The organism is Pseudomonas oryziphila, assembly GCF_003940825.1.
Taxonomy (GTDB): Bacteria; Pseudomonadota; Gammaproteobacteria; order Pseudomonadales; family Pseudomonadaceae; genus Aquipseudomonas; species Aquipseudomonas sichuanensis.
Window position 1 is genome coordinate 107,851 of the sequence record NZ_CP034338.1, and the last position, 18,118, is coordinate 125,968.

The window sequence follows — 18,118 nt, forward strand, 5'->3', positions numbered from 1 at the left end:
CAAGCCGGCTCCCACAGGGTTGTGCGATCACCTGTGGGAGCCGGCTTGCCGGCGATAGGAGCTGACCTGCCATGCGCTAGGGCAACTGCAACCCGCCAGCCGCCTTGTGCAGCGCACGCAGGTGTTCGCCTACCTGCTTGACGTTGGCTTCCACCGCCTTGATCTCCCTGGCCCGCTGCGGCCCCAGCAGCGCCCTCACCTGCTGGTCCAAGGCGTTGCTCAGGCGCAGCAGTTGCGCCTGGCGTGCCTTGCTCTCCTGCTCCAGGTGCTGGCGCTCCTCGGGCTGTGGCAGGCCGTAGCCGCCCGCCCCCAGCAGTTCCGCCGGGCGGCTGAGGTAGCCACTGTTGGCGAGAATCGCCTGCAGGGCCTGGTCGGCCTTGTCGAAGCTGCCATCCTTTATCGCCCGGCCATTGAGGTAACGCTGCTTGACCTCATCCTGGGCCAGCAGCAGTTGCCGGCGCAGGCTGGCCTGTTCGAGCAGCAGCAGCGCCGCACTGGTGCGCAGGTCGGCGCGCTCGAACCACGGGCGGCGCTGCTCGGCATCCAGGGCCAGCCAGTCTTCCACGGCGCTCTGCTTGATCGGCAACTGCTTCTTCAACACCTCGAACATGGCTTGGTAGCGGTCGCGGTAGGAGTCGAAGCGGTAACCCAGGCGCAGTGCCTCACGTGGGTCGTCGAGCACACTGGTGTCGGCCAGGCCACGCCCTTTGAGCACTTCCAGCAGGCCGTTGGGCATGATGTTGTCGAGGTCGTTCAGGCGCGGGTTGGCGGTGCCGCTGCGCAGCAGCTTCAAATTCTCGACCGCGCAGTTGTTGGACAGGAAGAAGTAGTTGCCGTCGTAGCTCCAGTGCATTTCGGCAGCCTGGCGCACCAGGTTCTCGATCTCGCTGCGGCTGAGTTTGAGCGGCACCGAGGCCAGGCTGCGCAGTTCGGTCTTGGTGTACTCGTCGATCACCTGGCCCAGCGGCAGGACGAACAGCCGCGACGGGTAGGCCCCGACCAGCCCGCCCCAGCTCGACAGCTGCACGTCATTGACGAAGGCCCGGTAGGACAGCACCAGGCTCTGGTCGAGATCCAGGCGGCACGCTGGGCCGCGCGGCCGGCCGGGGGCGCAGATCACCAGGCGCAGCATGCTGTGGCCCCAGCGGCTGACCAGGTTCTGATTGGCTTCGGCCAGCAGGTAGTCGACTTCGTAGACTCGCTCGGGGTCGATTTCGCCCAGCGGCTGGCGGGCGAAGTCATTGCCAGCGTTGAGGAACGGCAGGGCCTTGGCGCAGGTGTTCTGCGGCGGTGCCCAGCCGAAATGCTCGCTCAGGTACTGGTTGAGCGCCGGGCGACGGCAGGCGTAGCTGGGGTCGAGGAGGAAGTACTCCATGTTGACCGCGATGTATTCCTTGGGGCTGCTCAGCTCGTAACTGTCGGGGCTGCGCGCCACCTGGCCGTTGTGCTGTTCGCGCTCGCCGCGGCGGCCAACGTACTGCGGCCAGCCGGCCAGGTCGAGCAGGCGTGGATCGTCGCTCAGGGTGAAGCGGCGCTCGGCCTGGCCTCGGCAGTCCTGCGGCAGGCCTACCTTGCCCAGTGCGCCCTGCTGGCGCTTGCAGCGGCTGATGAGCTGGCGCTCGGCGCTGGGCCACAGGCGGGCGCGGTCATATATATGGGTGAGCTCATGCAGCACCGTGGCCAGCAGCTCTTCACGGACGGTGCCGTGGGGGCGGTTGGTCTTTTCGCGTGCGGCACTGCCATCCACCAGGCCTGGCAGCAGGCGGCGGTTGAGGTCGAGGGTGGAGACCGGCGTGGCCTGGCCGTAGGCATCCTCGGGCATACGGTCGGTCCAGCTCACCGTTACCTGGCGGTCCAGCTGTTGCTTGAAGCGTGGTGGCAGCTTGGCCATGGCTTCATCGAGCAGCTGCTGGGTGGCCTGCTGCTGTGGCTGGTCGAGGCCGTCTGCCTGCAGCACCAGCTGCAGGTCGGCCAGGGCGGGCGTGCCGAGCAGCGTCAGGACGCAGCCGAGCAGCCAGGCACGCGCGCGCATCACAGGGCGAGGATGGCTTCGGCCAGCACCTGGTCGCTGGCGTCGCGGGCTTCCGGCACACGGGTGCGCAGGGTGTCGAAGGCCGCTTCGAGCTGGGCGCCACGGATGTTGCCGTTGCTGGCGACGAAGCTGGCGGCGTCGTCGTGGGCTTCGCGGATGACTTTCGAATCGCGAATCGAGGTGGTGGTGTCGGAGGTGAAATCGATCGTGCGCGCCGAGGCACGGACGATGATATTGCTGGTAGCCACCAGCGTGTGAGCCTGGGCCATGTCGGCCAGCAGCAACATGCCGAGGGAAGCGGCGATCAGCGATTTACGCATGGAGCATCTCCAGAAGGTACAAAGGCGTAACAGGTAATTATTGGACGAGGATGGCTTCGGCCAGTTCAAGGTCGCCGACAGAGTGACAACTGTGCACCTGGCGCAGCGAAACCAGCGCCGCCTGAAGGCGCGCACCGCGAATCAAGCCATCACTGGCAACGAAGGCAGCAGCGTCGTCACGGGCGGCGGCGACGATCTTGCGATCGAACGGCGCGGTGGTCACCTGGCTGGTGACATAGCCGGTGGCAACGAGGCTCTGGGTGGTGACATCCATGGCATGGGCGCTTCCCATACCGGCGAGGGCTAACAGCACTGGCGGCAGATAACGCATGGGCTCTCTAGGCGGTGGTTTCGGGCAACGAAGGCTACCCCGGATGCACTGGCTGGGGCCAGTGAATCCGGGTTAAAGGCTTGTGCTAGAGCGCGAGGATGGCGCGGGCCAGTTGCGCGTCGCTGGCTTGCAGCGTGGGCTGCTGCTGGCGAATGTGCACCAAGGCGCTTTCCAGCTTGGCGCCGCGGATCGCGCCTTCGCTGCCAACGAAGCTGGCGGCGTCGTCACGGGCTGCCTGCACGATCTTGTCATCGCGGAAGGACGAGGTTACGTCGGAGGTGGCATCGGTGGTTGCGGCAACGGCACCGACTACCGCGTCAGTGGTCACCACGAAGCTGGTGGCATTGGCCGCACCGGCGAGGGACAGCAGCACGGCGGCGCCTAACAGATGATAACGGGACATGATGGGTGGACTCCTGCGCAGGGTCTGGATGGTTCTGGTTATCGGACGCTCGCTTGGCTCGTCACGGTACGGTGTTGCCAGGCGTGTAGGACAAGCGTAACACGCCTCGGTTCAAGCGCCTGGGGCGGCAAAAGACCACAATTGGTAACTGTACCTGCCAATGTATCATTTTGTGAAACTGTACCTGTTGCGTTGCGATGGCTCTATCTCGCGGCGGACAAACAAAAAACCCGTCGCGGTTTCCGGCGACGGGTTCTTGTGTATTCGCGGTGCCGGCGTTGGCCGGCGGCCGAGGCTTAGCGCCAGAACGGCTTGCTCAGCTCTTCGTAGCGCTGCGACTCGCTGATACCGGCGTCGGCCAGCAGGCGGGAGTCCAGACGAGCCAGCTGACGGCGGCTGGCCATGCGGCGTTGCCACAGCAGCAGGGTCGACAGGGCGCGCAGAGGCAGAGAAGCGTGGGAAGCTTGGGCGTTGCTTTCGAAAACCAGACCGGAACTGAGGGTGCGTTCCATGATGTTTCATCCTTCCGCTTGTGGCGGCATTAGGGAGTGATTTAACTGGTGCCCATCTTCCTCCTCTGCTGTCCATAACAGTAGATACAGTTCTGTAGTAAAGCGATGGCTCAGTTAACTGTGTAACCCTACTGTTGCACCCGAAATTGGCGTAACTGTACTGGTCTGCACTGATTTAGTGCGAATTCTAGATTTTGTAGGAAATGAGGCGGGGGCAGAGCAGATAATCACCGGTACAGTAGTACAGTTTTATCTATTTGGTTGCCAGTTGACTGTGGGAGCGGGTTTAGCCGCGAAAGCGTCTGTACGGCCACTGCAGCATTCGCGGGTAAACCCGCTCCCACAGTTGGCTCATTTGGGGTGAAACGATCGCGGGGCAAGCCCGCTCCCACAAGTACCTAGTGTGGGAGCGGGCTTGCCCCGCGATGGGTACAGCGCTAGCGGATCAACCGGCCAGCATGCGCCCGCTTTCTTCCAGGTTCTCGTGCCAGCTCAGGGCTTCGCGCAGGATGTGCGGGGTGTGGCCGCCGCGCTGGCAGGCGCGTTCGAAGTAGTCGTTCAGCGCAGCGCGATAGTCCGGGTGCACACAGTTGTCGATGATCGCGCGGGCACGCTCGCGTGGCGCCAGGCCGCGCAGGTCGGCCAGGCCCTGTTCGGTGACCAGGATGTCGACATCATGCTCGGTATGGTCGACGTGGCTGACCATGGGCACGACGCTGGAAATCGCGCCGCCCTTGGCGATCGACTTGGTGACGAAGATCGCCAGGTGGGCGTTGCGGGCGAAGTCGCCGGAGCCGCCAATGCCGTTCATCATCCGGGTGCCGCAGACGTGGGTGGAGTTGACGTTGCCGTAGATGTCGAACTCCAGCGCCGTGTTGATGCCGATGATGCCTAGGCGACGCACCACTTCAGGGTGGTTGGAGATCTCCTGCGGGCGCAGCACCAGCTTGTCCTTGTAGCGCTCGAGGTTGCCGAACACGTCGGCATTGCGGCGGCTCGACAGGGTGATCGAGCTGCCCGAGGCGAAGCTCAGCTTGCCGGCGTCGATCAGGTCGAAGGTCGAGTCCTGCAGCACTTCGGAGTACATGGTCAGGTCTTCGAACGGCGATTCGATCAGGCCGCACATCACGGCGTTGGCGATGCTACCAATGCCGGCTTGCAGCGGGCCGAGCCTGTTGGTCATGCGGCCGGCGTCCACTTCACCCTTGAGGAAGGCGATCAGGTGGTCGGCGATGCCCTGTGTCTCGTGGTCAGGCGGCAGCACGGTGGACGGCGAGTCCGGTTGGTCGCTGATGACGATGCCGACGATCTTGGCCGGGTCGATCGGGATTGCGGTGCTGCCGATGCGGTCGTCGACTTTCACCAGCGGGATCGGCGTGCGGGTCGGGCGGTAGGTCGGGATATAGATGTCGTGCAGGCCTTCGAGGTTGGCGTTGTGCGACAGGTTGATCTCGACGATGACCTGCTTGGCGAAGATCGCGAAGCTGGCCGAGTTGCCGACGGAGGTGGTCGGCACGATATGGCCTTCTTCGGTGATCGCCACCGCTTCGATGACCGCGATGTCCGGCAGGGTCAGCTGCTTGTTGCGCAGTTGCTCGACGGTTTCCGACAGGTGCTGGTCGATGAACATCACCTGGCCGTCGTTGATGGCCTTGCGCAGGGTGCTGTCGACCTGGAACGGCATGCGCCGGGCCAGTACGCCGGCTTCGGTCAGTTGCTTGTCGAGGTCGTTGCCCAGGCTGGCGCCGGTCATCAGGCTGATTTTCAGCGGCGACAGCTTGGCGCGCTCGGCCAGTGCGTGGGGCACGGCCTTGGCTTCGCCGGCGCGGGTGAAGCCGCTCATGCCGACGGTCATGCCGTCCTCGATCAGGCCAGCGGCGTCAGCCGCACTCATTACCTTGCTGTGCAGGGAGGACAAGCGGATGCGATCACGGTACATGGATTGTTATCTCAGGCTACTGAAGCTACTGGAAGCGCAGTCTAGAGATTTAGCCCGGTGCCGTCCCGCGACCATGGTCGTAGGCGAAGCCTTGGAATAGAGCCGTTGATCTGGATCATGCAAATGAAAAAGCCCCCGGGCATAACACCCGGGGGCTTTAGACGCTTCTATATATAGAGGCGGTTATCAGTCCACGGCCTTGACCATGTCCTCGATGACTTTCTTCGCGTCACCAAACACCATCATGGTTTTGTCCAGGTAGAACAGTTCGTTGTCCAGGCCGGCATAGCCGCTGGCCATGGAGCGCTTGTTGACGATGATGGTCTTGGCCTTGAACGCTTCGAGGATCGGCATGCCGGCGATCGGCGACTTGGGATCGTTCTTCGCCGCCGGGTTGACCACGTCGTTGGCGCCCAGCACCAGCACAACGTCGGCCTGACCGAATTCGGCGTTGATGTCTTCCATCTCGAACACCTGGTCGTACGGCACCTCCGCTTCGGCCAGCAGTACGTTCATGTGGCCTGGCATACGGCCGGCAACCGGGTGGATCGCGTACTTCACGGTCACGCCGTTATGCACCAGCTTCTCGGTCAGCTCTTTCAACGCGTGCTGGGCGCGGGCCACCGCCAGGCCGTAGCCGGGAACGATGATCACGCTGTCGGCGTTGCTCAGCAGGAAGGTGGCGTCGTCGGCCGAACCGGACTTCACCGGGCGCTGCTCCTTGGAGCCTTGCGCCGCGCCGACGTCGGTATCGCCGCCGAAGCCGCCAAGGATGACGTTGAAGAACGAACGGTTCATCGCCTTGCACATGATGTACGAGAGGATCGCACCGCTCGAACCCACCAGGGAGCCGGCGATGATCAGCATCGAGTTGTTCAGCGAGAAGCCGATACCTGCGGCCGCCCAGCCCGAGTAGCTGTTGAGCATCGACACCACCACCGGCATGTCGGCGCCGCCGATCGGGATGATGATCAGTACGCCCATGATGAAGGCCAGGGCCAGCATCAGGGTGAAGGCGCTGTAGTGGCCGGTGAAGGTGAACAGCAGGCCCAGGGCGATGGTGGCAAGGCCGAGGATCAGGTTCAGCTTGTGCTGGCCGGCGAACTGTACCGGTGCGCCTTGGAACAGGCGGAACTTGTACTTGCCCGACAGCTTGCCGAACGCGATGACCGAGCCGGAGAAGGTGATGGCACCAATGGCCGCGCCGAGGAACAGCTCCAGGCGGTTACCGGTGGGGATCGGGTCGCTGATGCTGGCGACGATGCCCAGCGATTGCGGCTCGAGTACCGCGGCAATGGCGATGAACACCGCGGCCAGGCCGATCATGCTGTGCATGAAGGCGACCAGCTCGGGCATCTTGGTCATCTCGACGCGCTTGGCCATGATCGAACCGGCGCTGCCGCCGACCAGCAGGCCGACGATGACGTAACCGATGCCGGCAGTGGCAAGCTCGGCGCCCAGCTTGTAGATCAGCCCGACCGTGGTGAGGATGGCGATACCCATGCCGATCATGCCGAACAGGTTGCCCCGGCGTGAGGTAGTGGGGTGCGAGAGGCCCTTGAGCGCCTGGATGAAGCAGATCGAGGCGACCAGGTACAGAAGCGTTACCAGATTCATGCTCATGCTTACTTCTGCGCCTCGTTCTTGGTTTTCTTCTTGAACATTTCCAGCATGCGGCGGGTGACCAGGAAGCCACCGAACACATTGACCGCGGCCAGCGCCACGGCGAGGGTGCCCATCACTTTGCCGGCCGGGGTGACGGTCAGCGCGGCCGCGAGCATGGCGCCGACGATGACGATCGCCGAAATGGCGTTGGTGACGGCCATCAGTGGGGTGTGCAGTGCCGGGGTGACGTTCCATACCACGTGGTAGCCCACGTAGATGGCCAGCACGAAGATGATCAGGTTGTAGATGCCGTGGGAAATCAGCAGGTCTTCCATTGTCGAGCTCCTCAGCCGTTCTTGCGTACGACCTGGCCGTCGCGGCACATCAGGCACGCGGCGACGATGTCGTCTTCGAGGTTGATCACCAGCGCGCCGTCCTTGTCGAACAGCAGCTTCATGAAGTCCAGCAGGTTGCGGGCGTAAAGCGCCGAGGCGTCTGCGCCGACCTGGGCCGGCAGGTTGGTCGGGCCGACGATGGTCACGCCGTTTGCCTGTACCACCTGGTCAGCGACGGTCAGCGGGCAGTTGCCGCCCTGGGCCGCAGCGAGGTCGATCACCACCGAGCCGGGTTTCATCTGCGCGACGGTCTCGGCGCTGAGCAGCGTCGGCGCCTTGCGCCCGGGGATCAGCGCAGTGGTGATGACGATATCGGCCTGTTTGGCTCGTTCGTGCACGGCCTGGGCCTGGCGTTGCATCCAGCTGGCTGGCATGGGGCGGGCGTAACCGCCGACGCCTTCGGCGCACTCGCGCTCTTCATCGGTCTCGTACGGCACGTCGAGGAACTTGGCGCCAAGCGACTCGATCTGCTCTTTCACGGCGGGGCGCACGTCGGAGGCTTCGATCACCGCACCCAGGCGCTTGGCCGTGGCGATGGCCTGCAGGCCGGCGACGCCAGCGCCGAGGATCAGCACACGGGCGGCCTTTACGGTGCCGGCGGCGGTCATCAGCATGGGCATGAAGCGTGGGTAGTGATGCGCGGCCAGCAGCACGGCCTTGTAGCCGGCAATGTTGGCTTGCGACGACAGCACGTCGAGGCTCTGGGCCCGCGAGGTACGAGGCGCGGCTTCCAGGGCGAAGGCGGTGATGCCACGTTCGGCCATCTTGCCGATCAGCTCGTTGTTGAACGGGTTGAGCATGCCGGCCAGCACGCTGCCGCTGTTGATCAGCGCCAGTTCCTGGTCATTGGGTGCAACCACCTTGAGCACCAGCTGCGCGCCGAAGGCATCGGTCGCTTCACCCAGTGTGGCGCCAACGGCCTCATAGGCACTGTCCGGAATGCTGGCGTTGAGCCCTGCCCCCCGTTGCACGGTGACCTGATGGCCCTGGCTAACAAGTTTCTTGATGGTTTCCGGGGTCGCGGCGACCCTTGTCTCACCCGTCTGCGTCTCGAGAGGAACACCAATGTGCACGACTTTGTCTCCTGCGGTGACCTTTTGTGTTTGTTTGAACCAGCTCACTTCGGGTGGCGCGCTGGGTGGTCGTAGAGCACGACCCCGCCTGAATCCGGGGCGGGGAGGCATTTTGCAGATGAACCATTGGGGCTACAACTGGTTCTGAAGCGAAACGAACTCAAAACTACAAGTCACCCTGTGACCGTATGTCGCAATGATTCGAAACAAACCCGTCAAGCACGCGCTATTCGGAGCTTAGGGGAAAATCTGAAAAAAATTCTGCTGTTTTTGGCCTTGGCGCTGTGAATGTCGCAAAATAACCGTCAAACCCGCATGGCAACTAGGGTTGATAGGGATTTTCAGGTCAGCCGGAACAGATTACGTATTTGCGACAAATACATATATCTGTAGGTGTTTAAAATAATTGACTACGGGGTCAGCTTATCGGCTTTCGCAGTGTACTGCCGTGCCTGCGCTATTAGCCAGTCGCGAAAAGCCCGTAGCGAAGCCGACTCCACCTTGCGCTCTGGAATCATCAGATAGTAGGCCTTGTCACTGGACAGGGCATGCCTGTTAGCGACTACCAACCTACCCTCCTCGAGCTCGCGCTGGATCAGGAACGGTGGGATCAGCGCAATGCCCATTTCGTGCATGGCCGCCTGGGCGAGCATCGAGAACAGTTCATAGCGCGGACCGGCCATGTCGCATTCAACGCTCATGCCCAGCCCATCGAACCATTGCCGCCAGGCATACGGACGGGTGGTCTGCTGCAGCAGTGGCAGCTCGGTGATGCGCTGGGCGTCGAGGCCGCCCTGCCCGTCCAGCAGTTTCGGGCTGCACACCGGTACCGGGTTTTCTCCCATCAGGCGATGGGCCTGGGTGCCGGACCAGTCAGCGTCGCCGAAGTAGATGGCCGCATCGAAGGGCGTGTCGGCGAACAGGAACGGCCGGGTGCGGTTGGTCAGGTTAACCGTGACCTCCGGGTGGCGTTGCTGGAAGTCCTTCAGGCGTGGCAGCAACCACTGGGTGCCGAAGGTCGGCACCACGGCCAGCTCGATCACGTTGGCACCCTGCTGGCGCATGACTGACAGGGTATCGCGCTCTACGGCGTCCAGTTGGCTGGCCACCTGGCGGCTATAGGACAAGCCTGCCTCGGTGAGCTTCACGCCCCGGCGCGAGCGGCGGAACAATTCGACGTTGAGAAACGCCTCCAGCCCACCGATCTGCCGACAGACGGCACCCTGGGTCAGGGCCAGTTCGTGGGCGGCCTTGGTGAAGCTCTCGTGACGCGCGGCCGCCTCGAAGCAGACCAGGGCGGTGGTGCTGGGGATCTTGCGACGCATGTACATCAACCTCACTTGTGTGCTCGTCAGTACGGCGTTTTACCGATCACGGAGTGAGAAAATATCACTAAAGCGTGCACAATCCTCGTTTGTCCCGACAGCCGATCAAGCCTAGGATCAATGCAACGCAAGAATCCGCTCCCATCTTTGTTTCGAGGAACACGCACATGGCCGGTAAAGCAAGCTTCAACTGGATCGATCCGCTGCTGCTGGATCAGCAGCTCACTGAAGAAGAGCGCATGGTGCGTGACAGCGCCTTCCAGTTCGCCCAGGACAAGTTGGCGCCGCGTGTGCTGGAAGCCTTCCGTCACGAACAGACTGACCCGGCGATCTTCCGCGAGATGGGTGAAGTTGGCCTGCTGGGCGCGACGATCCCTGAGCAGTACGGTGGCAGCGGCCTCAACTACGTGTGCTACGGCCTGATTGCCCGTGAAGTGGAGCGCATCGACTCTGGTTACCGCTCGATGATGAGCGTGCAGTCGTCGCTGGTCATGGTGCCGATCAACGAATTCGGTACCGAAGCGCAGAAGCAGAAGTACTTGCCCAAGCTGGCCAGCGGTGAGTGGATTGGTTGCTTCGGCCTGACCGAACCCAATCATGGCTCCGACCCGGGGTCGATGATCACTCGGGCGCGCAAGGTCGACGGCGGCTATCGCCTGACCGGCAGCAAGATGTGGATTACCAACAGCCCGATCGCCGATGTGTTCGTGGTCTGGGCCAAGGATGATGCCGGCGACATTCGCGGCTTTGTTCTGGAGAAAGGCTGGCAAGGCCTCAGTGCCCCGGCTATCCACGGCAAGGTTGGCCTGCGCGCTTCGATCACCGGCGAGATCGTCATGGACAACGTGTTCGTCCCGGAAGAGAACATCTTCCCGGATGTGCGCGGCCTGAAGGGTCCGTTCACCTGCTTGAACTCGGCCCGTTACGGCATTTCGTGGGGTGCGCTGGGCGCCGCCGAAGCCTGCTGGCACACCGCGCGCCAGTACACCCTGGACCGCCAGCAGTTCGGTCGCCCGCTCGCTGCCAACCAGCTGATCCAGAAAAAACTGGCCGACATGCAGACCGAAATCACCCTGGCCCTGCAAGGTTGCCTGCGTCTGGGGCAGATGAAGGACCAAGGCACCGCTGCGGTGGAAATCACTTCGATCATGAAGCGCAACTCCTGCGGCAAGGCCCTGGATATCGCCCGCATGGCGCGTGACATGCTGGGCGGCAACGGTATCTCCGACGAGTTCGGCGTGGCCCGCCACCTGGTCAACCTTGAGGTGGTCAACACCTATGAAGGTACCCACGACGTGCATGCGCTGATCCTCGGGCGTGCGCAAACCGGTATCCAGGCGTTCTACTAATAGAGGAGCCAGGCCATGGGTGCGCTTTCACATCTGCGGGTGCTGGACCTTTCTCGGGTGCTCGCCGGCCCATGGTCCGGCCAGATCCTCGCCGACCTTGGTGCCGATGTGATCAAGGTCGAGCGCCCGGGCTCGGGTGACGATACCCGTGCCTGGGGGCCGCCCTTCCTCAAGGACTCGCGTGGCGAGAACACCAGTGAGGCGGCCTACTATCTGTCGGCCAACCGCAACAAGCGCTCGGTGACCATCGACTTCACTCAGCCTGAAGGCCAGCGCCTGGTGCGCGAGCTGGCGGCCAAGTCGGACATCGTCATCGAGAACTTCAAGGTCGGCGGGCTGGCGGCCTATGGTCTGGATTACCAGAGCCTGAAGGCGATCAACCCGAAGCTTATCTATTGCTCGATCACAGGCTTCGGCCAGACCGGGCCGTATGCCAAGCGTGCCGGCTACGACTTCATGATCCAGGGCTTGGGCGGGCTGATGAGCCTGACCGGGCGGCCGGAAGGTGAGGAAGGTGCCGGGCCGATGAAGGTTGGAGTGGCCTTGACCGACATCCTTACTGGCCTGTATTCGACGGTGGCGATCCTGGCTGCCCTCGCCCACCGGGACCAGGCTGGGGTTGGTCAGCATATCGATATGGCCTTGCTGGATGTGCAGGTGGCTTGCCTGGCCAACCAGGCGATGAACTACCTCACCACAGGAAACCCTCCACGGCGGTTGGGTAATGCGCATCCCAATATCGTGCCTTACCAGGACTTCCCGACGGCGGACGGCAATTTCATTCTTACCGTGGGTAATGATGGGCAGTTCCGCAAGTTTGCCGAAGTGGCTGGGCAGCCGCAGTGGGCGGATGATCCGAGGTTCGCTACCAATAAGCAGCGTGTGGCACATCGGGCCGAGTTGATTCCGCTGATTCGCCAGGCCACGGTGTTCAAGACTACGGCTGAATGGGTGAGTGAGCTGGAGAAGGCTGGTGTGCCTTGTGGTCCCATCAATGACTTGGCGCAGATGTTCCAGGATCCGCAGGTATTGGCTCGCGGGCTGGCGGTGAACATCCCGCATCCGTTGGCGGGGAACGTGCCGCAGGTGGCCAGCCCGATCAGATTGTCGGAGACACCGGTGGAGTACCGGCAGGCACCTCCTCTGCTGGGGGAGCATACCGAGGCAGTGCTGCGTGATGTGCTGGGGCTGGATGCGATGGCGGTGCACGAGCTGCGTGCTGCTGGCGTACTCTGACGCTGTAGCTATGTAGAGAGCGGGGAGGCCGACAGGCCTCCCCGCTTTGTTTTTGAGGTAAATAAAGCTTTCTTGAAATTAAAGGTTGACGGGGTTTCAGATCCCCTTATAATGCGCCCCACTTCCAGCGACAACGGAACGCAAAACTCCTTGAAATTCAACGAGTTAAGCGAATCGAAAGCTCCGGAGGCGTTTCGGTCTCAGGATCGGCAGCGGTGAAAAAGGCAGTTGACAGCAGGTTGTAACGCTGTATGATTCGCCTCCCGCTACGAGAGATCGCAGCGAGTTAAGCGGTTGAAGCTAAACGAGTTTCTCGGAAAGAACTTCAAAATAAACGCTTGACAGCCAATGAGGAAAGCGTAGAATGCGCGCCTCGGTTGAGACGAAAAGCTCTTAGCCAAACGCTCTTTAATAAATTGAATCAAGCAATTCGTGTGGGTGCTTGTGAGTACGGACTGATAGTCAAAAAGATTATCAGCATCACAAGTGGCCATGCGAGAAATCACATAGTCATTTGAGATTGCTGAGCCAAGTTTAGGGTTTCTTAAAAACCCAAGCAGTATTGAACTGAAGAGTTTGATCATGGCTCAGATTGAACGCTGGCGGCAGGCCTAACACATGCAAGTCGAGCGGATGAGAAGAGCTTGCTCTTCGATTCAGCGGCGGACGGGTGAGTAATGCCTAGGAATCTGCCTGGTAGTGGGGGACAACGTTTCGAAAGGAACGCTAATACCGCATACGTCCTACGGGAGAAAGCAGGGGACCTTCGGGCCTTGCGCTATCAGATGAGCCTAGGTCGGATTAGCTAGTTGGTGAGGTAATGGCTCACCAAGGCGACGATCCGTAACTGGTCTGAGAGGATGATCAGTCACACTGGAACTGAGACACGGTCCAGACTCCTACGGGAGGCAGCAGTGGGGAATATTGGACAATGGGCGAAAGCCTGATCCAGCCATGCCGCGTGTGTGAAGAAGGTCTTCGGATTGTAAAGCACTTTAAGTTGGGAGGAAGGGCAGTAAGTTAATACCTTGCTGTTTTGACGTTACCGACAGAATAAGCACCGGCTAACTCTGTGCCAGCAGCCGCGGTAATACAGAGGGTGCAAGCGTTAATCGGAATTACTGGGCGTAAAGCGCGCGTAGGTGGTTCGTTAAGTTGGATGTGAAAGCCCCGGGCTCAACCTGGGAACTGCATCCAAAACTGGCGAGCTAGAGTATGGTAGAGGGTGGTGGAATTTCCTGTGTAGCGGTGAAATGCGTAGATATAGGAAGGAACACCAGTGGCGAAGGCGACCACCTGGACTGATACTGACACTGAGGTGCGAAAGCGTGGGGAGCAAACAGGATTAGATACCCTGGTAGTCCACGCCGTAAACGATGTCAACTAGCCGTTGGAATCCTTGAGATTTTAGTGGCGCAGCTAACGCATTAAGTTGACCGCCTGGGGAGTACGGCCGCAAGGTTAAAACTCAAATGAATTGACGGGGGCCCGCACAAGCGGTGGAGCATGTGGTTTAATTCGAAGCAACGCGAAGAACCTTACCAGGCCTTGACATGCAGAGAACTTTCCAGAGATGGATTGGTGCCTTCGGGAACTCTGAGACAGGTGCTGCATGGCTGTCGTCAGCTCGTGTCGTGAGATGTTGGGTTAAGTCCCGTAACGAGCGCAACCCTTGTCCTTAGTTACCAGCACGTTATGGTGGGCACTCTAAGGAGACTGCCGGTGACAAACCGGAGGAAGGTGGGGATGACGTCAAGTCATCATGGCCCTTACGGCCTGGGCTACACACGTGCTACAATGGTCGGTACAGAGGGTTGCCAAGCCGCGAGGTGGAGCTAATCTCACAAAACCGATCGTAGTCCGGATCGCAGTCTGCAACTCGACTGCGTGAAGTCGGAATCGCTAGTAATCGCAAATCAGAATGTTGCGGTGAATACGTTCCCGGGCCTTGTACACACCGCCCGTCACACCATGGGAGTGGGTTGCACCAGAAGTAGCTAGTCTAACCTTCGGGAGGACGGTTACCACGGTGTGATTCATGACTGGGGTGAAGTCGTAACAAGGTAGCCGTAGGGGAACCTGCGGCTGGATCACCTCCTTAATCGACGACATCAGCCTGCTGATGAGCTCCCACACGAATTGCTTGATTCATTGTGTAAAGACGATGCTGTAACGCGACCCTGTATAGGTCTGTAGCTCAGTTGGTTAGAGCGCACCCCTGATAAGGGTGAGGTCGGCAGTTCAAATCTGCCCAGACCTACCAATTACTTGGTGCGGCTGGTCAAATGGGGCCATAGCTCAGCTGGGAGAGCGCCTGCCTTGCACGCAGGAGGTCAGCGGTTCGATCCCGCTTGGCTCCACCACTCTTTCAGGTTTCGCAGCACTGCTCAGAACTTAGAAATGAACATTCGGCAATGAATGTTGATTTCTGACTTTTGTCAGATCGTTCTTTAAAAATTCGGATATGTGATAGATAGACTGACATGCACTTTCACTGGTGTGTGATCAGGCTAAGGTAAAATTTGTGAGTTCTGCTCTTAATTGAGCGAAATGCGAATTTTCGGCGAATGTCGTCTTCACAGTATAACCAGATTGCTTGGGGTTATATGGTCAAGTGAAGAAGCGCATACGGTGGATGCCTTGGCAGTCAGAGGCGATGAAAGACGTGGTAGCCTGCGATAAGCTTTGGGGAGTCGGCAAACAGACTGTGATCCAGAGATCTCTGAATGGGGGAACCCAGCCAGCATAAGCTGGTTATCTTGTACTGAATACATAGGTGCAAGAGGCGAACCAGGGGAACTGAAACATCTAAGTACCCTGAGGAAAAGAAATCAACCGAGATTCCCTTAGTAGTGGCGAGCGAACGGGGACCAGCCCTTAAGTTGGTTTGAGATTAGTGGAACGCTCTGGAAAGTGCGGCCATAGTGGGTGATAGCCCCGTACACGAAAATCTCTTATCAATGAAATCGAGTAGGACGGAGCACGAGAAACTTTGTCTGAATATGGGGGGACCATCCTCCAAGGCTAAATACTACTGACTGACCGATAGTGAACCAGTACCGTGAGGGAAAGGCGAAAAGAACCCCGGAGAGGGGAGTGAAATAGAACCTGAAACCGTATGCGTACAAGCAGTGGGAGCCTACTTTGTTAGGTGACTGCGTACCTTTTGTATAATGGGTCAGCGACTTATATTCAGTGGCGAGCTTAACCGAATAGGGGAGGCGTAGCGAAAGCGAGTCTTAATAGGGCGCTTTAGTCGCTGGGTATAGACCCGAAACCGGGCGATCTATCCATGGGCAGGTTGAAGGTTAGGTAACACTGACTGGAGGACCGAACCGACTACCGTTGAAAAGTTAGCGGATGACCTGTGGATCGGAGTGAAAGGCTAATCAAGCTCGGAGATAGCTGGTTCTCCTCGAAAGCTATTTAGGTAGCGCCTCATGTATCACTGTAGGGGGTAGAGCACTGTTTCGGCTAGGGGGTCATCCCGACTTACCAAACCGATGCAAACTCCGAATACCTACAAGTGCCGAGCATGGGAGACACACGGCGGGTGCTAACGTCCGTCGTGAAAAGGGAAACAACCCAGACCGTCAGCTAAGGTCCCAAAGTCATGGTTAAGTGGGAAACGATGTGGGAAGGCTTAGACAGCTAGGAGGTTGGCTTAGAAGCAGCCACCCTTTAAAGAAAGCGTAATAGCTCACTAGTCGAGTCGGCCTGCGCGGAAGATGTAACGGGGCTCAAACCATGCACCGAAGCTACGGGTATCATCTTTTGATGATGCGGTAGAGGAGCGTTCTGTAAGCCTGTGAAGGTGAGTTGAGAAGCTTGCTGGAGGTATCAGAAGTGCGAATGCTGACATGAGTAACGACAATGGGAGTGAAAAACTCCCACGCCGAAAGACCAAGGTTTCCTGCGCAACGTTAATCGACGCAGGGTTAGTCGGTCCCTAAGGCGAGGCTGAAAAGCGTAGTCGATGGAAAACAGGTTAATATTCCTGTACTTCCAGTTATTGCGATGGAGGGACGGAGAAGGCTAGGCCAGCTTGGCGTTGGTTGTCCAAGTTTAAGGTGGTAGGCTGAGATCTTAGGCAAATCCGGGATCTCAAGGCCGAGAGCTGATGACGAGTGCTCTTTAGAGCGCGAAGTGGTTGATGCCATGCTTCCAAGAAAAGCTCCTAAGCTTCAGATAACTGGGAACCGTACCCCAAACCGACACAGGTGGTTAGGTAGAGAATACCAAGGCGCTTGAGAGAACTCGGGTGAAGGAACTAGGCAAAATGGCACCGTAACTTCGGGAGAAGGTGCGCCGGCGAGGGTGAAGGACTTGCTCCGTAAGCCCATGCCGGTCGAAGATACCAGGCCGCTGCGACTGTTTATTAAAAACACAGCACTCTGCAAACACGAAAGTGGACGTATAGGGTGTGACGCCTGCCCGGTGCCGGAAGGTTAATTGATGGGGTTAGCGCAAGCGAAGCTCTTGATCGAAGCCCCGGTAAACGGCGGCCGTAACTATAACGGTCCTAAGGTAGCGAAATTCCTTGTCGGGTAAGTTCCGACCTGCACGAATGGCGTAACGATGGCGGCGCTGTCTCCACCCGAGACTCAGTGAAATTGAAATCGCTGTGAAGATGCAGTGTATCCGCGGCTAGACGGAAAGACCCCGTGAACCTTTACTATAGCTTTGCACTGGACTTTGAGCTTGCTTGTGTAGGATAGGTGGGAGGCTTTGAAGTGGGGACGCCAGTTCTCATGGAGCCATCCTTGAAATACCACCCTGGCAACCTTGAGGTTCTAACTCAGGTCCGTTATCCGGATCGAGGACAGTGTATGGTGGGTAGTTTGACTGGGGCGGTCTCCTCCCAAAGAGTAACGGAGGAGTACGAAGGTGCGCTCAGACCGGTCGGAAATCGGTCGTAGAGTATAAAGGCAAAAGCGCGCTTGACTGCGAGACAAACACGTCGAGCAGGTACGAAAGTAGGTCTTAGTGATCCGGTGGTTCTGTATGGAAGGGCCATCGCTCAACGGATAAAAGGTACTCCGGGGATAACAGGCTGATACCGCCCAAGAGTTCATATCGACGGCGGTGTTTGGCACCTCGATGTCGGCTCATCACATCCTGGGGCTGAAGCCGGTCCCAAGGGTATGGCTGTTCGCCATTTAAAGTGGTACGCGAGCTGGGTTTAGAACGTCGTGAGACAGTTCGGTCCCTATCTGCCGTGGACGTTTGAGATTTGAGAGGGGCTGCTCCTAGTACGAGAGGACCGGAGTGGACGAACCTCTGGTGTTCCGGTTGTCACGCCAGTGGCATTGCCGGGTAGCTATGTTCGGAAGAGATAACCGCTGAAAGCATCTAAGCGGGAAACTTGCCTCAAGATGAGATCTCACTGGGATCTTGAATCCCCTGAAGGGCCGTCGAAGACTACGACGTTGATAGGTTGGGTGTGTAAGCGCTGTGAGGCGTTGAGCTAACCAATACTAATTGCCCGTGAGGCTTGACCATATAACACCCAAGCAATTTGCGCGTAAGCCGAATTGTGGTGGTGAAGACGAAAAACCCGAAAGTTCGCAACATCACAAATCGCATATCCGAATTAGC

At 59.4% G+C, this 18,118-nt stretch carries 12 protein-coding genes, 2 tRNA genes and 2 rRNA genes; 6 read left to right on the plus strand and 10 right to left on the minus strand.

What is annotated here, in order from left to right; genetic code table 11:
- Positions 1-76: 76 nt before the first annotated feature.
- The 10 genes from EJA05_RS00545 to EJA05_RS00590 form a co-directional block, all read right to left on the minus strand.
- A complete protein-coding gene (locus EJA05_RS00545; RefSeq protein WP_125857036.1) occupies positions 77-2,035 on the minus strand; it encodes a DUF7844 domain-containing protein in 1,959 nt (652 codons plus the stop codon).
- Positions 2,032-2,352 (minus strand): DUF2388 domain-containing protein, encoded by a 321-nt coding sequence (locus tag EJA05_RS00550; protein WP_125462101.1) that lies wholly within the window; start codon positions 2,350-2,352, stop codon positions 2,032-2,034. The genes EJA05_RS00545 and EJA05_RS00550 overlap by 4 nt, the downstream gene beginning before the upstream one ends.
- Before the next feature lie 37 nt (positions 2,353-2,389).
- Positions 2,390-2,683, minus strand: coding sequence for a DUF2388 domain-containing protein (locus tag EJA05_RS00555; protein ID WP_110995044.1), 294 nt, complete (start codon positions 2,681-2,683; stop codon positions 2,390-2,392).
- An 85-nt stretch (positions 2,684-2,768) separates the two neighbouring features.
- Positions 2,769-3,086: a DUF2388 domain-containing protein gene (locus EJA05_RS00560; protein WP_125462102.1), complete on the minus strand. Its 318-nt coding sequence runs from the start codon at positions 3,084-3,086 to the stop codon at positions 2,769-2,771.
- 296 nt (positions 3,087-3,382) lie between these two features.
- Positions 3,383-3,598 (minus strand): DUF1127 domain-containing protein, encoded by a 216-nt coding sequence (locus tag EJA05_RS00565; RefSeq protein WP_125462103.1) that lies wholly within the window; start codon positions 3,596-3,598, stop codon positions 3,383-3,385.
- A 445-nt stretch (positions 3,599-4,043) separates the two neighbouring features.
- Positions 4,044-5,537 carry an acetyl-CoA hydrolase/transferase family protein gene (locus tag EJA05_RS00570; protein WP_125857037.1) on the minus strand — a complete coding sequence of 498 codons (1,494 nt, stop codon included), beginning with the start codon at positions 5,535-5,537 and terminating at the stop codon, positions 4,044-4,046.
- Positions 5,538-5,723: 186 nt separating this feature from the next.
- Positions 5,724-7,160, minus strand: coding sequence for an NAD(P)(+) transhydrogenase (Re/Si-specific) subunit beta (locus EJA05_RS00575; protein ID WP_125462104.1), 1,437 nt, complete (start codon positions 7,158-7,160; stop codon positions 5,724-5,726).
- A gap of 2 nt (positions 7,161-7,162) precedes the next feature.
- Complete coding sequence (locus tag EJA05_RS00580) at positions 7,163-7,477, minus strand: NAD(P) transhydrogenase subunit alpha (RefSeq protein ID WP_110995049.1); 315 nt, start codon at positions 7,475-7,477, stop codon at positions 7,163-7,165.
- Positions 7,478-7,488: 11 nt separating this feature from the next.
- On the minus strand, positions 7,489-8,610 hold the full coding sequence (locus tag EJA05_RS00585) for a Re/Si-specific NAD(P)(+) transhydrogenase subunit alpha (protein WP_125462105.1): 1,122 nt from the start codon (positions 8,608-8,610) through the stop codon (positions 7,489-7,491).
- Positions 8,611-9,020: 410 nt separating this feature from the next.
- Positions 9,021-9,935, minus strand: a complete 915-nt coding sequence (locus EJA05_RS00590; protein ID WP_125857038.1) for a LysR family transcriptional regulator — start codon at positions 9,933-9,935, stop codon at positions 9,021-9,023.
- A 167-nt stretch (positions 9,936-10,102) separates the two neighbouring features.
- Here EJA05_RS00590 and EJA05_RS00595 point away from each other — a divergent pair, with 167 nt between their 5' ends.
- The 6 genes from EJA05_RS00595 (at position 10,103) to EJA05_RS00620 (ending at position 18,022) form a co-directional block, all read left to right on the plus strand.
- Positions 10,103-11,284 (plus strand): acyl-CoA dehydrogenase, encoded by a 1,182-nt coding sequence (locus tag EJA05_RS00595; RefSeq protein ID WP_110995052.1) that lies wholly within the window; start codon positions 10,103-10,105, stop codon positions 11,282-11,284.
- A 15-nt stretch (positions 11,285-11,299) separates the two neighbouring features.
- Positions 11,300-12,520: a CaiB/BaiF CoA transferase family protein gene (locus EJA05_RS00600; RefSeq protein ID WP_125857039.1), complete on the plus strand. Its 1,221-nt coding sequence runs from the start codon at positions 11,300-11,302 to the stop codon at positions 12,518-12,520.
- A 564-nt stretch (positions 12,521-13,084) separates the two neighbouring features.
- A 16S ribosomal RNA gene (locus tag EJA05_RS00605) occupies positions 13,085-14,621 on the plus strand.
- Positions 14,622-14,706: 85 nt separating this feature from the next.
- Positions 14,707-14,783: transfer RNA gene (locus EJA05_RS00610), tRNA-Ile, on the plus strand.
- 24 nt (positions 14,784-14,807) lie between these two features.
- Positions 14,808-14,883: transfer RNA gene (locus EJA05_RS00615), tRNA-Ala, on the plus strand.
- A gap of 245 nt (positions 14,884-15,128) precedes the next feature.
- Positions 15,129-18,022, plus strand: a 23S ribosomal RNA gene (locus tag EJA05_RS00620).
- The 16S and 23S rRNA genes sit together here with 2 tRNA genes alongside, the layout of an rRNA operon.
- Positions 18,023-18,118 lie beyond the last annotated feature (96 nt).

Bases quoted from the DNA above. Each gene is read 5' to 3' on its own strand.
- EJA05_RS00560 (WP_125462102.1), bottom strand. From the start codon at position 3,086: ATGTCCCGTTATCATCTGTTAGGCGCCGCCGTGCTGCTGTCCCTCGCC.
- EJA05_RS00550 (WP_125462101.1), bottom strand. From the start codon at position 2,352: ATGCGTAAATCGCTGATCGCCGCTTCCCTCGGCATGTTGCTGCTGGCC.
- EJA05_RS00575 (WP_125462104.1), bottom strand. From the start codon at position 7,160: ATGAGCATGAATCTGGTAACGCTTCTGTACCTGGTCGCCTCGATCTGC.
- EJA05_RS00555 (WP_110995044.1), bottom strand. From the start codon at position 2,683: ATGCGTTATCTGCCGCCAGTGCTGTTAGCCCTCGCCGGTATGGGAAGC.
- EJA05_RS00600 (WP_125857039.1), top strand. From the start codon at position 11,300: ATGGGTGCGCTTTCACATCTGCGGGTGCTGGACCTTTCTCGGGTGCTC.
- EJA05_RS00565 (WP_125462103.1), bottom strand. From the start codon at position 3,598: ATGGAACGCACCCTCAGTTCCGGTCTGGTTTTCGAAAGCAACGCCCAA.
- EJA05_RS00570 (WP_125857037.1), bottom strand. From the start codon at position 5,537: ATGTACCGTGATCGCATCCGCTTGTCCTCCCTGCACAGCAAGGTAATG.
- EJA05_RS00590 (WP_125857038.1), bottom strand. From the start codon at position 9,935: ATGCGTCGCAAGATCCCCAGCACCACCGCCCTGGTCTGCTTCGAGGCG.
- EJA05_RS00580 (WP_110995049.1), bottom strand. From the start codon at position 7,477: ATGGAAGACCTGCTGATTTCCCACGGCATCTACAACCTGATCATCTTC.
- EJA05_RS00595 (WP_110995052.1), top strand. From the start codon at position 10,103: ATGGCCGGTAAAGCAAGCTTCAACTGGATCGATCCGCTGCTGCTGGAT.